Origin of the sequence: Bradyrhizobium genosp. P (genome assembly GCF_049949265.1) — a bacterium.
GTDB lineage: Bacteria > Pseudomonadota > Alphaproteobacteria > Rhizobiales > Xanthobacteraceae > Bradyrhizobium.
The window spans coordinates 5,389,076-5,402,794 of sequence record NZ_CP188195.1 but is presented as its reverse complement, the minus strand read 5'-3'; the positions used below and the strand labels follow the sequence as shown (position 1 = coordinate 5,402,794).

Below are 13,719 nucleotides of genomic sequence, written 5' to 3'. Positions count from 1 at the left end.
TACATGGTCACCTCGATCGGCTCGCGGCCGCGGTATCGGTGTCCCTCGATCGCCGAGCGGCCGGCGGCTCTTCAAGGGGAGGGGTGGTTTCGAACAGCGAGCAGATCAGCTCCGCCTCCGGATCGGTGTCGCGGTAGGCACACTTGCTGTTGGTCATGTCGGCGTCGGTCCGCGCCTGGGTGATCAGCGCGTTCATGGCCTCTTCGCGTGTGTCGTCGAGCAAGAGATAGGGCACCAGCGTCGCCGGCACCTTGTCGTGCGGGAAGCGCACGATGCTGCACTTGCGGTTCACGTGCCTGGTTAGTTTCCGCGCCATATGGTCAAAGGCGAATTCCTGCGCATCGACCGACAGGCTCGCGGCATTACCGCCGAACTTCCATTCCGGAAGGCCGCGGTGCCGGTCGCCTCTCGGTATCTGCTCGCCTTGCGGCACGGGGCACGTTCCGAGCGAGAATATCTGGATCTCGCGACCGGCCTCGGCCACGTCGAGGGCTTCGATCAGGCCCAGCAGGACCGGGTTGTTGGCCCACAGTCCACCATCGGCGAAGACGTTGAAGGGGGTGCCGTCGCCGCCGTCCGGCTGATCGATCGCGGCCAACGAGCGATAGAGCGGTGCGGCCGAGGACGCCAGGCAGACGTCAGCTAGGCGGTAGTTGTCGTCGCGATGGTTGGTGCCGGCAAAATGGGGCGTCTTGAAAACCCATGCCCGATGCTGGCTCATTTCCACGGCGGAAAAGGCCAGCGCGATGCCGCGCCGTTTGTAGACTTCAGCCATGGTCTCCTCGCCGATGGTACCGACGAGCGCGCCGAGCAATTTGGCCTCGCCCGCCTTGAGGGCTCGTTTCCGCGACAGCAGATCGGGAGCCACACCGGCCAAGCCGGAGGGGAGCTTTTTCGAGAAAATCTTGGGACCGTGCTTGCGATAGAGGGCGACGACCTCGGAAAGCGGCCGTCCGACGGCGAGGGCGCAGCCGATGATCGCGCCGGTGCTGGTGCCGACGATCAGATCGAACCCCTTGCCTATATCAAGAGAATCGAGCTTCCTGCGCCGCGCGAACGTCGTCGCGACGCGATCCAGGTAGGTCGCGGTGTACGTGCCGCGCATGCCGCCGCCGTCCAGGCTCAGGACGCGGAAAGGTCGACCGTAGGTCATGAGCCCACCGGCCGGTCGGCGGGACCGGATAGTTGGCGCGCCGCCGGCGCGCGCGACTTCTCTTTCGTGAACCGCATTGGGCCCCCAAGGCCGACAGCGTTGCCCACATTTCGGGCACAGCGCGTGTAGATGGGACTTGCTGCCGTGAATTCAAGATGTTGACAGTCAAATTGTTTTGGCCACTACATCTTGAAATGGCTCGAATCGGGCGCGCTTCTTAGCGCGATTCAACCTGCAGTAGGCGGACCACGCCATGAGCGATCAGGTGTCGGTTGAGAAGCCACCTTTAAGAGGCCGTAAGAGCTTGATTTTCTCCGTCCGCAGGCCATGTGGGTGGCCTGCGTCCGGACGAAAGTCGATCCAACATTTACAAGCCCGTCGCCGGCCGTCGAACAAGCCGCTCTACCGATCCTTCGGGGAGATTTGAATGGCCGAGCAAGGAACGCAGGTGCCGGTCGTCGAGTTGGCGGCGTTCTTAGCCTGTGACTTGAACGCGCCCATTGCCGCGGTCGACCAGGTGAGCATGCCGGCAATCGCGATGGCCTACGGACAAGCATCCGCGGTCGCCGCATCTCCGGCCAAGGACGTCTATCTTCTGCTGTCCGCTGTCGCCGGGATTCATCTCAGGCCTTCGGATCCCGGCGACAAGTTCGGCCCAGGCGCGCAACGGGCAGACTTGCGCACCATGATTCCGAGCGACATCCGCGGACGTCAGGCAGATGTCCTGGAGACCGTTCTGCCGAAGATCCGACACCCTGCGATGCGGGCCCGCGTCGCGGACGTCGTCTGGACGAGCGATCGGCGCAAGGCGGCCGTGGCAGGAATCGCCATCGACGCTTATTGCGACTGCATCGAGGGTCTGATGAGCGGTTCGCTGAAAGCTTTTGTTCCCATCGACGGCCGCAACCTGATCGACGCACAGACACGGGCGCATCGTGCGCTGCAAATTTCGTCGGCGACGAAGAAAGGCAAAGCGCCGCATTCCGACCGGCTGATTTCGACGCTCACCGGCCTGTATAGGCAGGCCCGGCAAGAGGCGCAGCCCGTCGTCTTCAGCCGGCTCGCCCAGCTTTGCGTCGACTACGGCCTGATCGACAAGCGACAGGCGGCGGTCGACCTCGAGGCGGTCGCGGACGCGAACCAGACGCTTGTTCCGCACGCTGTTCAGATGGCGCTTGACTACGCCGGCTACTTGTATGGCCGCACGGGCGACGCGGATAGCGAGCGGCGCTGCCAACTCGGCGCCGTCCACCAGATGCTTAGGATGCGCGACCAGTGCAGCCAGGCGGGCGCGAAGGCGTCCTGGGTCATGGATGCGCTGATGCGCTTGCGTCAGATAAAATGCGACGAGGCCGCTGCGCTGGAGGAAGAACTCGAATTCGAGCTACGGAGACTGCAGCGCGCGTCGATGCGGGAGATGGGGACTTTCGTGGTCGACATCGTCGACCCGGTCGAGCGAGACCGGATCCTCGATCTGTTCGTACCGATGGATCTGTCGACCGCGCTGCACTCCTTCGCGTTCCTAGCGGCGTCGCCGAAGATCGATGACCTTAAGGCACATGCGCGGGCGCGGGCCGAGCGCGAGCCGTTCAGCGGCATGATGGGCGGCAAGCACGTCGACGACGAAGGCAGGACGATCGTCCACACCTCCGACGCCGGCAGGGGAGAGCCGCCGGAAGATTGGTATCTGCGCATGATTTCCCAGGCGGAATCGCATCGCCGCGCCGATGTGGTTGCCAACAGCATCGATCCCGTGCGGTCTCTGATCGCCCAATCGATCGCGATCGAGGAGCGGCATTTCCGACCGATCGTCGGAGTGTCGCCGTTCGTGTCACGGCTTCAGGCCCCGCTCTACGCGCTCGGGTTCGCCCGCTTCTTCCAGGGCGACTTCGCGTCGGCCGCCTATCTTCTGATCCCGCAATTGGAGGCGAGCCTGCGTCACATCCTGAAGTCGCGCGGAGCCGATCCGACCAAACGTCGGGACGACGCGACCGAAGAGGACCGCAGCCTCGATGCGATCATCGCCAATCACCGCAGCGACCTGCTCGAGATGGTGGGCGAGCCGCTTCTCGACGAGTTGAACCGCATCTTCAACCTCCAGCCGGGTCCGACGCTCCGCCACGACGTCGCTCATGGACAGCTCTCGGAGGGGCAGTGCTACTCCGCGGACGTCATCTACGCCTGCTGGCTGCTCTATCGCGTCTGTTGCCTGCCACTTTCGACCCGATGGGATGAGTTCGTACGTCCCGGCCTTGCGATCGAGGAGCCGGGGCGGTAGCGCCAGGCGAGACATAATGGCAAAGGCGTCAGAGCGGACATCCGCTCCGAAGGGGACGTTGAGCGCCGGCATCCTCGCATTTCGCCGCGCGAAACATGGGCTCGAGGTCCTTCTCGTGCAAGCGCAGCCTAACGATGCCCATCGCGCCCTAGCTCGGCTGGAGTCGAGAGGTGGCAGCCGATGCTGCCCAGAGCGCGGACCGGTTGCACCAGGCGGCTGGGAGCGCAGGCGTTGCGAAGATGAAGACGCTGCTGAAAAAGGGAAGCGCGCCGGTTTTGGACCGACGTGCTTCGTTTGAAAACTCCTTCTTGGCGTTAGAAAGAACCCCGAAAAAAATATTCTTGGGCTAAAAAATAAGCCCGAGAAAAATATTCTAGCTGCTTGGAGGTTGCCTTGAACGAGAACGCCCCTGAATGGCTTGACGCCTACGCTATTGCCCGGGATGAGATTTGGGAGAACGACCCGCACTTCAAGGGATTTTTGGCTGCGCTTCAGGAGCTGAACAAGGAAACCGACCGCGGCGTGGCCTTGGTCGCAACGTCCTTTCTGGACAAGTTGCTCATGGACACGTTGGCCGCGTTCCTCATCGAGAACGCCAGCGCCAAGGCGCTTCTGTCAGGTTTCAACGCGCCGTTCGGCAGCTTCAGCACGCGGATAGCTGGATGCCTTGCCATGGGGCTCATCACTGACCACGAAGCTCAGCAATGCGAGACACTACGCAAGGTACGAAATCGCTTCGCGCATGAGGTCGAGATGAACTTCAACACTGACAGCGTGAAGGCGCTCTGCAACAATCTCTTGGTGCCCGAGCGAGACAAAGATGGCGACGCCCGAAGGAAATTCATGTCGGGAGCGATGATGGTTCTCATTGCTCTGCTCAACCGGCCTCACGAAGTCGGTAAGTGCCGGTTGACGCGGGGCGGGTGGAAATCGTCGCTGGCATCGGTTGTGAAGGGTTAGATAACAGAGTCCATGTTCGGCTCGTTCTCGACCTCGCGGGTTGGAGCCATAATGACTTCTGCCTATGCCAGCGTGGCTGCTTGGGCTTGGGGGAGCTTCTAGGGTACCTGATACAGGCCTGACACGCGCTGCTCGTTGATTGCAGATTCGCCGCGCAGCTTGGTCAGCGCGGCGAGTGCATTTGCTCCTATGGCGGCGTAAGCCGGATCGGCTCCTTGGCGTCCGAGCTCGAGTGCCTTTTTGATCACCGACCGCAGCTCCAGGCCTCGAAGCCGCTTGAACATCACATAGAATTCGTCGGGGGTTATCTTCGACAAGAGGGCGATGTCCTCCTCGTTCCAGCCGTGGTCCTTGGCGATCTTAAAAAGTACCTCCGCTGGCTCTCGGGTGTCCGCATAGGAGTTGTACCGGTTGGTAATGGCCGTCCGCAGGTCGGGGTCCTGAACCGAGAAAGCCCCGCTCCGAATATCGTAGAACCCGCGAGGCTGGTCCTTATTGGCCTCCAGCCAATCGTCGAGCACCTGCTGAGCATCTGCAGGTTTGCCCATACGCTTGAGGAACATGATCGCGCCGTCCACGTAGTTGACCGGCGTATGGTAAGGGTAGGTCTTCACCGCGTGGATGAGGCCTTTGCAAACCTCATCCATGTTATCGTCGAACGAATCTCGGTAGGCGTCCCAAGGTCCCTGGACGGCGTGGCGCAGGCTCTCGTTCTTGTAGTTGTCGTCCAGCTTCTTAGCTTCTTCGAGGAGCTTGTCGCTATCGATGAAACCTTTCTGGATGCCATCCAGCAGAACGCGGTCGAAGGTATCCACCAGTCCGAAAGGATAGGCCTCTAGTAGATCGTCTAGCTTCTTCTGGTCCTCGGTGAGCTTTCGCTCGTTGAGCGCATAGCGGGACTTGTAGCGTTCGTTGAGCGTGTATTGCAGCAGCTCGTCCTGCTTGGCGTAAACGCACCAGCCGAAGAGAACTAGACTTGAGACCGCTTGGGGCAAGACACGCGGGTCAAACCCCGTGAGGAGAGGCCGCGCGTCGTTTACCAGCCGCTCGATCTTCTTGAGGATGCGGATGTTGGCGATTTCAAGCTTCTGGCAATTCTCCCGCATCAATTCGTCGGAGATCTCGGTTCCCTTGAAGGCGATCTGGCACGCCTCCGCCGACGTGGGTTCAAACAGCAGGGAGGTATCTATGACCTTCTCGCTGTATCTATCGAAGGCTTGACGATCACCGGTTTTGTCCAGTTCATCTTCATTCAGGATGAGGGCGATTTTGCATTTACGCCGCTCCTTGAGGAGGGAAACGAGCCCGAGGATGTCGATCACCCGAAGCTTCTCGCCCTTGCGCTCAACATCATCTATGCAGATGATGTAATTGCGAACTGACAGGAATGCGGCCTGCTCGGCGATGGTGGTAAGACCTGGCTTGATGACGCCGAGAACCTTCGTGCCGAACGATTTGAGATTTTCGCCCAACGTCTCCATCGTCGGGCCCGTGGCAATGCTCGCCATCGGAATGACATTCTCGAAAGTCGAGAGTTTGAAGCGGTCGAGGGTATCGAGCCCGAACAACGAGACGTAGGAGTACGACTGGAGGGCAACATCCTTGCCCACCTCTTTGAGCAAGCTCTCCCACGTGTAGGTCTTCCCAACACCCCATTTACCACGGATGCAAAGTACCTCCGGAGTTGGGTCCTTGAGAAAGCGGATGATTTCCTTGCGGAGCAAGACGAGGGCTGTTGGCTTTTCTTTTTCAGCCATGGATCACCTAAAGGGCGGGAATTCGGGTGATGGCCATTCGGCCGTCATGGAAGAAGCGCTCGATTTTCATCAGCTCCACCATGTCCCGGCCTGACAACGTGTTCCGAATCGATCGTCTGGAAGCGCCAACGATTGCTTCCTTGATCTGCTGCCGGGGATTGAGCGGTAGGGCCGGATTGGAGCCGATGGTCTTTGCGCCGTCAGGTCCAATCAGGAACAGCTTGAGGCCGCGCTTTTCGATGGCGTTGAAGATCACCCGGTTGATATGGGCGTCGGCAAAGCTGTAGCCAATCACCATGAGGCGGGCCATCGGCATGTTAAGCCACCACTCGAATTGCGCGTGATAGGATTCAAGAAGCGGTTGTTTGCCGATGTCGGCTTCTTTATACCCGCCCAAGATCAGCATCATGTCCCGACCGTCCTTTATATCGATCGAGCCGTGCAGCTTGTAATATGGCTGTAGATTACGCGTGGGCGAAAAGTCGTCGCCGGCCTTGAACAGAGGAATTCGAGAAGCGAGGGAGCCAAACGTCAGGGTGTCCATGGCCGGCACCAGCCCAGGACGATAGGCCCCGACGTTCCGCGGACCCTGATAGGTGTTCTTCGCAAAATCGGTGTCGGTCACCACCGGCAGGTAATGGGTCTCAAGCAAAGTATCTTGATTAAGCGTGAAAATCGCGTCGAACCGGGTGAGAAAGCGAATGACGCCAAGCCGCGGGTCTTCAAACGCCTCGTCGAACTTCGATTGGCTAAAGGCCAGCCACATATCGCCAAACATGCGCCGGACAGCGGTGGTCATGTTGCGCAGGTCCTGTTCCACCTGCGGCGTGTAGTTCTCCTCGAACTCCTGCCTCAACCGGGCAAGGGTAGCCTCAAAGCCTCGGTTCTGGTCAGCCCACAGGACCTTGCGAAGATCCTCGTCGTTCTCGGTGACGCCCAATAGGTATTCGAACGCCTCGCTCGCGAGGTATCCGCCCCAGTTGTAGGAGAAGCCGGCGCCGGTCAGCAAAATATGGGGGATCATCATTTCTTCCGCTGGGCGGGATCAAGATGGACGGGAATGGGCGGCAAGGCAGGAATCTGCGAAATCGCAAACATGCCTTCTTCGAGAGCCGCATGATGGATGTTGGTCGCGATGTAATTGGACAGCTTGTGGCCGAAGTCGAAGTATTCGTTCAGGTCGTCGGCAACCTGCCTGATATCCTCGAGAGAGGATTGGATGACGCTGGTGCTGCCCTGACGAGAAACCGAATAAATGGCCGTCTTGTTCTGCCAAGCCTCGACCATATTCGAGTGAACCAGCAAGTTGCGATTCGTCGTCAAAATACCCATAGCCTTAAGGTAGTGCTTCGTCGCCACCGCCGCATCATCCGGCCAATCAACGTGGCTCATAAACGTTTCGATGAGGCGGCCCCGGTCGCTCGGGTTCGTCCGGGCTGAAACGACCGCGGTCTGGCGCTCTTGGAGGTTTGCGACCGCCGCAAGCATCCAAACGTGGGTCAGTTCGAACCGCGCATAATTGATACTCACGACCCCTAGCGCATGCACGCATTCAGCCGGGGCGAACTGATAACGGGGCCAACTCATCGATTCTCAACCTTCAAAAGGTGCGTTTTACTGCAGGTTGAGATGGCGAAAAATAGCGGAATTATCAGGACGGAGTGGGGCAGGGGTCGAAAGTGCGTGCATAGGTAGATGCGGGTACGGATTTGGCGTCACAAAAGTACGGCCCGCCTTGCCAGTCGCTTGAAATTGCTTACCGTTCTCATCGATAGGATTAGTTCGAAATCATGAACGGCTTCAGCGCGACCTTTTCAAAGGACGTTGTCGTTAAGGATGGCAAGCTTCACCTCCGCGACGAGCCAATAGAACGCTTCGAGATAACTGACGTGCTCGGCGATGGGGCGAATGGCGTCGTGCTTGATGCGCGTCATCGATTGTTGAATCAGCCACGCGCAGTAAAGGTGTGGATGAAACTGAGAGACACCGACAAAAGAGACAAGGTTAGGCAGGGAATTGAGGAAGCGCAGAAGTTGGCAGCGTCAGACCCTAAATGGGTCGCGATGGTCTATGACGCAGAAGTGGAGGGTGGCTTCCTGTATTCTTCAATGGAGAGGATATACGGTCACACCTTGGCCAATGAACTTAAAGCGTCGGATAATCTTTTTAATCGTTGGTGCCTGGCAGCCCAGTACATTGATGCCATCCAGAACACCACCACCGAGACTGTACATCATGGTGACGCACATCCGGGGAACGTCATGGTTATTCGGCTGCAGGACCAACACGGCTCTTACACCAAAACCAAGCTTCTCGATTTTGGGACGTCGCTGTTCGCAGGAAAGGAAGCCTCTGAAAGCAGGCATTGGCGAATCGTCTACAAGACCTTCACTCAAATAATTGAGCCGTTTAAGTCGAAGGACTGGGCGATGGACCAGACAATTCCCTATGCCACTCGCGAAAGTCCTGTGCTGAGGTGTGCCTACTTCAAGGACGTTCTCGACGGGTTAGGGGTTGAGGCTGGGACGATTCGACAAGTCTACCATCCGCCGTCCCCGCCAATAACCGAAGAGTAGGGGCTGCCCCTAAAAGCCCAGCTATCGTCATCAGATTTCCGACAGCGCCTTTTCGATCGAGGCTTCCCATTCGCCCGGCCTAAATACGAAGACGTCTATAGGTTCCTCGTGGTCCCACTGGATGGACATGGTCTTATGGCCGTCGAACCAGACGTCGACCATGAAACCCTTGGGTTGGAACTGAGCTGGAGCGCCGCCGGTGCTCAACCTCAGCCTCGGCGTCTTGTAGAGTATGGCAAGACGATCATTCTCGAACATCATGACTTCAATGGTCTTGTCACCGTCACTGGCATCGGTCATGGCGCCTCGCAAGGCAACCAAGTCGACGGCGAGATTCCGCAATTCGGTAGCCCGGGCGATCCGGGCTGCGCTACGTACCGAGGCCATTCTCACTCCTGAAAATCGTTTACTGCAGCCATCCTAGCGTTAGGGGGCAGGGCCATGTGGGTATGAAGTCCCGTGGTGTCAAGCATCGACTTGAGAGGCCATTTCTACGATGTCCAAGAAGGGATCTATCGTCGGCGCAAAGGCCAGCTAGGCGGGTATCCAGACCAGCACGTGGGTCCCCACGCAAGAACTAATGATCGCGGTCCGGCGCATGTCCTTGCGGACGAGAGGCACCCATGTGGTGGGGCGATCTCATTGCCCTTTCATTTGCCAATGTGGCAGCGGGAAAGCGGTAAGCATCTTCGATCCGCCTGATCCCCCTTGCTCACAAACGTCGGATCTGAAGAAAGATGCGGAGAGCGCGCTTGCGCTCTTGCTTTTCGGCGACTTGTCCCAGCTGAATGGCAGACGTCAACAGGCGAACGCCGAAGATTGGACGCTTACGACGTAGGAACAGTAGTTCGCCCGGTTTGCGGCTCGGGAGATCGGTCATGCTTCAGTATGGCGTTTACGCTCGGAACAGGTTTCGCGGCCTGTTCGATGATCTTGTCAACGCGATTAAGTATGCGGGCGAGATCGTGGTCGATCTTGAACTCAATGCGGCCGATGTGGCCGTCCAAGATTCGCTGGAGAACGTGCGTCGCTGGAATTCGATCGATCGCAATCGAAAGATCCTGCTGGAGCCAGCGCTTCATTTAAGCCCTCGTTCGCAAACTCACCTTGAACGCTACTTCAAGGACAATAAGCTGGGCGACGGCAATGATTATGCCTGGATCGAGCCCGGCGGCGACGTGCATTGCTACGAAGCCGTGACCGGCGGATCTCGCAAGCTGGGAACTGTCGACGATCTGCTTTGTCTCTACTTGACGAAGCATTGGGTCAAGCAAGACACGGCAGCTCGGCGTCTGGATTCCTGCGAAGCCCGTTCGTTCAACTAGGGTGTGTACTCATAAAATCGAGGCTCGCGAGCGCGGCTTGGCTCATGTCCGCTACCCGGCGCTTTGCGGACTCAAACCGGACATCCCAAAAGGTCCGAAAAGGGCCGATGTTGTTGCAAAAGTCTTTTTGGAACGTTGAACAGAAATTCTTAGAACCGCTGATGCGCTTTGCGCGCGACGACGTGAGGGACCATATCGACTGATCCAAGATCGATCTCGGATCCCCGTAATGGCACTGAAAGCCGATGCAGCAGCGGAGAGGCCTCGATATCAACTTTCGCGAGATTTTTACGGCAGTTCGATTTTCCACTTTTGCAACAATATCGGCCAATTCCGGACGAGGCTGACGCAAGACGGATCATGCAGATTGCTTTAGGCGATCACTCGGTGGAATTTGAGACCAAGCATTGGAACTTAGATAAGGTGTGCTGGTCTTGCCCGATTGGGTTCTCTCAGTTCCTCATGCGGAAAGGAGAGAGTCCAACGCGCGTGTGATAAATGAGCGAGTTAGACCAATATCTGGCGGTGGCGCTCAGTCGGGGCGTTGGACATTCGCCACTCCTCGACTGGCTCATCGGCACCGTTCTTGACCTGCCCTCGCTCAAAATGCTGCCGCTCGTCGAGGCTGAGACCTGGCGTCGACCGGCAATACATCCGCGAAAAGATACCGATCGAACCATGTCGGAAACGCGCGGGCCAGATCGCGCTTTCCAGAAAGCTCGAGCCCCAGCCGTTTCGCTTCGATGAAGCTGACGTCCCCCCGCCACCACGCAACTAGAACTGGTAGCTTTGCGCGCACGAGCAATGGCTCGGGGAACCCGGGGTTCACCAGACAAAAAGATATTTCGGATGCTTTGAGCAGCAGAAAGCGGGGCTTCATAGCGTCGATCTCGAACCGAACGACGATCGGTCGAGCGGGGAGCGCATCGCTCCGCACGCGCCGCTGCATATCGACGAACAGCGGCTCCGCGTCGAGATTTTCCTTCTCGGACTGACGCGGCAGGAAGCGCTGACCCCATGTGCCCAAGGCCATGACGACGGAGCTGATCTCCTTCCCCGACGCCGTGAGTTCATATTCCGGCCCCGAGTTTCCATCGTGGCGCTCGACTGCGCCGATAGCGATCAGTTCCTGGAGCCTCTCCGACAACATGGTTTTGGAGATGCGAGGAATGCCTCGGCGAATGTCGTTGAAGCGTCGGCTCCCGCAGAGCAGTTCCCGCACCACAAGCAGCGTCCAGCGTCCACCCAAGACTTCATGGGCGCGCGCGATCGAGCAAAACTGTCCATACCCGGCCATCGCGGCAGACTACCACGTATGGCCGAGTTGCACAGGTCCGGAATCCGTACCCCAACGCCCGCGATGTGGCTAACGAAAGCAGAGTTTGAGCGGGCCACGCGTTGGCTCCTCGCGCCTGTTGGAGTGTGTCGCGACGAGCATTAAGTTTCGTCGGTGACGACGATGATCGTCGGCGCGCCGCCGGAACTGATCGACGCGGCGTGCTCCAGGGCTTCCTTGCCGCCTTTGGACGTTGCACAGCTTTTCAGTGCATCGATCGTCGGAAAGCTTACATCGGACATCCAATGGTAGGGCGGTGGCGCAAACGCCGGCCCGACCACGCGCTTGGTGGCGACACCTGTCGCGCCGATGAGTCTCGGGCCGGCGTAGGGAAGATGCTCGTCGTGATAGGCGCGCTCAAAAGCCACGGCGTCTTTGGGGATAGGATAGATAATGAGGAGATGAGCCGACATGGTGCGTTCCTTCCTAACCATGAGTGAAGTTGCGACAGAGTATGGATTGGCCGGCGTTGTCTGTGGGGTATGGAATTCTGACCTGCTCGTTGAACGCCGCCCGGGTGTGGCGTCGCCACGCGAGACCGAGCCGCCCGGTCGTCTCGGAAGCCGCTATCGCGACGAATAGGCGGCAAACGATGTCGCCCGAGTCCACCGTCGTTCCGCTCCGTCGCTTCGTGCGGGCGAACAGGATGTTACGACGCGTCTTCCGCGTTGCTGCGGCCAGCGTGGGAATGCCTATCGCTTCGGCTTCCTCAGTCTCAGCGTGGCGGCGGTCAATAGTACGGTTTCACCCTCACTGTCGATCAGGCGTACACTTAGAGGCTTTCCTTGACGATCAATGATTTCGACCGGCGCGTCTCTGCCGGTGACATGTTCTTCGCCCCACGGCGTCAGCGCCAGAAATCTTGGCGAAGCGGTCCGGATTACGCACCCAACGCGCCAGCATTTCGGAGCGATAATATCCTCGAACGGCCTACATAGGAATCGAGGACATTTTTCGGTGCATGGCTCTCGTTGCTTGCCGCGCATCATTTCAGGAGAGCAGATCAATGGATATCAAGATCCCCGAAACACTGGACGCCTGGAACGCAGCCGGCGCCGATTATCTCCCCGGTCTCCTTGGGATGCGCTTTCGTAAAGTAGAGGCTGATGAAGTTGTCGCGACGCTTGAGGTAAGCCGCGCCGTCGTCGCCTGGCATGGCTATCTGCACGCCGGCACCGTGACGTCACTCGCTGACACCTGCTGTGGTTACGGGACTCTGCGCGGCCTTCCGGCCGGCGCCAGTAGTTTCACCACCGTTGAGCTCAAGAGCAACCTAATCGGAACGACACGCGAGGGCATCGTGATCTGTACCGCGCGTCCGATACATAAAGGACGTACCACGCAAGTGTGGGACGCCGAAGTGCGCCGCGAGGCCGATGGCGTCGCAATCGCTTACTTTCGCAACACGCAATTGGTCCTGTGGCCGAAAGCGTGATTGGCAGTCGTCGGCTACGCCGTAACCCGGCTCCGTCCGGAGTGGTGTCCGTCGATCGGCTCCGCCGTCGGTCGCAGACGGAGCAATTTTTCTTGGGCTTCCATTCCGACGTGAGCTGCCGGTGTGGCGCACCCGGCACGATTCGACGTGCGGCCTCGAGCGATTGAAGAATGGCTTACCAAATCCAGCGTTATCCTGCCGAATTGATCGACGTGGTACGTCTGACTGCTGGCGAACGTGTCGTTATCCGGCCTGTCTTGCCGCAGGATCGGGAACTTCTGAACGCGTTCTTCCATAGTCTCTCTGCTGACGCGCGGTGCAGTCGGTTCATGCATCCTGTCAATGGACTGTCTTCCGAACTGTTGCGGCAATTCACGCAGGTTGACTATGCCAATCATGTCGCGCTCGTTGCCGAAGTCTTCGTCGATGGCTGCGAAGTCGTAATTGGAGAGGCGCGCTATGTTCGAGCGGCCGACGCCTCGTCAGCAGAATTTGCGGTATCGGTGGCCGACTCCTGGCAGGGTAACGGCCTCGCAAAACTGCTCTTGGGCAGACTTGAACGCTTCGCGTCAGAGGCCGGCGTTCGTCAGATAACGGCTCAGACATTTGCTAGTAATAAGAAAATGCTGGCGGTGGCAGCAAAAGCTGGCTTCAAGATTTCTGCGAGTCTCGACGCGCTGGGCGTAATGCGGCTTGAAAAGAGACTGGCGCCGCTGCAGCAGAGACCGAAATGACGCCCGATACCCCTTTTACGACGTTGAACAAATGCAAGCGCCCCAGGCTGCGAAGTGTGATCGCCCTGTGCCTCGGGCTGGCCGGATTGGTCCTCCTTATGGGGGCAAATTTGGGAGGCGGGGTCGGCGGGCAGCGATACGCGACAATACCGTCAAGCGAGGTCG

General features: G+C 58.8%; 13 protein-coding genes. 6 read left to right on the top strand and 7 right to left on the bottom strand.

Features of this window, described 5'->3' with window-relative positions; all coding sequences use genetic code 11:
* Positions 1 to 7: 7 nt before the first annotated feature.
* Entirely contained in the window at positions 8 to 1,153 is a 1,146-nt protein-coding gene (locus ACP2YO_RS26195; RefSeq protein ID WP_426434060.1) for a patatin-like phospholipase family protein, read from the bottom strand.
* A gap of 427 nt (positions 1,154 to 1,580) precedes the next feature.
* Here ACP2YO_RS26195 and ACP2YO_RS26190 point away from each other — a divergent pair, with 427 nt between their 5' ends.
* Positions 1,581 to 3,431 (top strand): DUF7380 domain-containing protein, encoded by a 1,851-nt coding sequence (locus tag ACP2YO_RS26190; RefSeq protein ID WP_426434059.1) that lies wholly within the window; start codon positions 1,581 to 1,583, stop codon positions 3,429 to 3,431.
* Between the two features lie 393 nt (positions 3,432 to 3,824).
* Positions 3,825 to 4,391 (top strand): transcriptional regulator, encoded by a 567-nt coding sequence (locus tag ACP2YO_RS26185; RefSeq protein WP_426434058.1) that lies wholly within the window; start codon positions 3,825 to 3,827, stop codon positions 4,389 to 4,391.
* A gap of 98 nt (positions 4,392 to 4,489) precedes the next feature.
* Here ACP2YO_RS26185 and ACP2YO_RS26180 read toward each other — a convergent pair whose 3' ends face one another.
* Genes ACP2YO_RS26180 through ACP2YO_RS26170 form a run of 3 tightly spaced genes read right to left on the bottom strand, consistent with a single transcriptional unit; the run spans position 4,490 to position 7,678 of the window.
* Positions 4,490 to 6,148 carry a hypothetical protein gene (locus ACP2YO_RS26180; protein ID WP_426434057.1) on the bottom strand — a complete coding sequence of 553 codons (1,659 nt, stop codon included), beginning with the start codon at positions 6,146 to 6,148 and terminating at the stop codon, positions 4,490 to 4,492.
* A 7-nt stretch (positions 6,149 to 6,155) separates the two neighbouring features.
* On the bottom strand, positions 6,156 to 7,172 hold the full coding sequence (locus tag ACP2YO_RS26175) for an SIR2 family protein (RefSeq protein WP_426434056.1): 1,017 nt from the start codon (positions 7,170 to 7,172) through the stop codon (positions 6,156 to 6,158).
* Positions 7,172 to 7,678 carry a hypothetical protein gene (locus ACP2YO_RS26170; protein ID WP_426434055.1) on the bottom strand — a complete coding sequence of 169 codons (507 nt, stop codon included), beginning with the start codon at positions 7,676 to 7,678 and terminating at the stop codon, positions 7,172 to 7,174. The genes ACP2YO_RS26175 and ACP2YO_RS26170 overlap by 1 nt, the downstream gene beginning before the upstream one ends.
* A 260-nt stretch (positions 7,679 to 7,938) precedes the next feature.
* Between ACP2YO_RS26170 and ACP2YO_RS26165 the strand changes: the two genes are divergently transcribed.
* Positions 7,939 to 8,724, top strand: a complete 786-nt coding sequence (locus ACP2YO_RS26165; RefSeq protein ID WP_426434054.1) for a protein kinase domain-containing protein — start codon at positions 7,939 to 7,941, stop codon at positions 8,722 to 8,724.
* Between the two features lie 30 nt (positions 8,725 to 8,754).
* Here ACP2YO_RS26165 and ACP2YO_RS26160 read toward each other — a convergent pair whose 3' ends face one another.
* On the bottom strand, positions 8,755 to 9,111 hold the full coding sequence (locus tag ACP2YO_RS26160; protein WP_426434053.1) for a hypothetical protein: 357 nt from the start codon (positions 9,109 to 9,111) through the stop codon (positions 8,755 to 8,757).
* A 491-nt stretch (positions 9,112 to 9,602) separates the two neighbouring features.
* Here ACP2YO_RS26160 and ACP2YO_RS26155 point away from each other — a divergent pair, with 491 nt between their 5' ends.
* Complete coding sequence (locus tag ACP2YO_RS26155) at positions 9,603 to 10,049, top strand: hypothetical protein (RefSeq protein ID WP_426434052.1); 447 nt, start codon at positions 9,603 to 9,605, stop codon at positions 10,047 to 10,049.
* A gap of 601 nt (positions 10,050 to 10,650) precedes the next feature.
* On the opposite strand, the gene ACP2YO_RS26150 is transcribed toward ACP2YO_RS26155, so the two are convergent.
* Together ACP2YO_RS26150 and ACP2YO_RS26145 are read right to left on the bottom strand one after the other, a co-directional pair.
* A complete protein-coding gene (locus tag ACP2YO_RS26150) occupies positions 10,651 to 11,346 on the bottom strand; it encodes a winged helix-turn-helix transcriptional regulator (RefSeq protein WP_027532145.1) in 696 nt (231 codons plus the stop codon).
* A gap of 140 nt (positions 11,347 to 11,486) precedes the next feature.
* Positions 11,487 to 11,798 (bottom strand): EthD family reductase, encoded by a 312-nt coding sequence (locus tag ACP2YO_RS26145; RefSeq protein WP_195798936.1) that lies wholly within the window; start codon positions 11,796 to 11,798, stop codon positions 11,487 to 11,489.
* Positions 11,799 to 12,391: 593 nt separating this feature from the next.
* Here ACP2YO_RS26145 and ACP2YO_RS26140 point away from each other — a divergent pair.
* Positions 12,392 to 12,820: a PaaI family thioesterase gene (locus ACP2YO_RS26140; protein WP_246791307.1), complete on the top strand. Its 429-nt coding sequence runs from the start codon at positions 12,392 to 12,394 to the stop codon at positions 12,818 to 12,820.
* Positions 12,821 to 12,990: 170 nt separating this feature from the next.
* Complete coding sequence (locus tag ACP2YO_RS26135) at positions 12,991 to 13,554, top strand: GNAT family N-acetyltransferase (RefSeq protein ID WP_195798937.1); 564 nt, start codon at positions 12,991 to 12,993, stop codon at positions 13,552 to 13,554.
* Positions 13,555 to 13,719 lie beyond the last annotated feature (165 nt).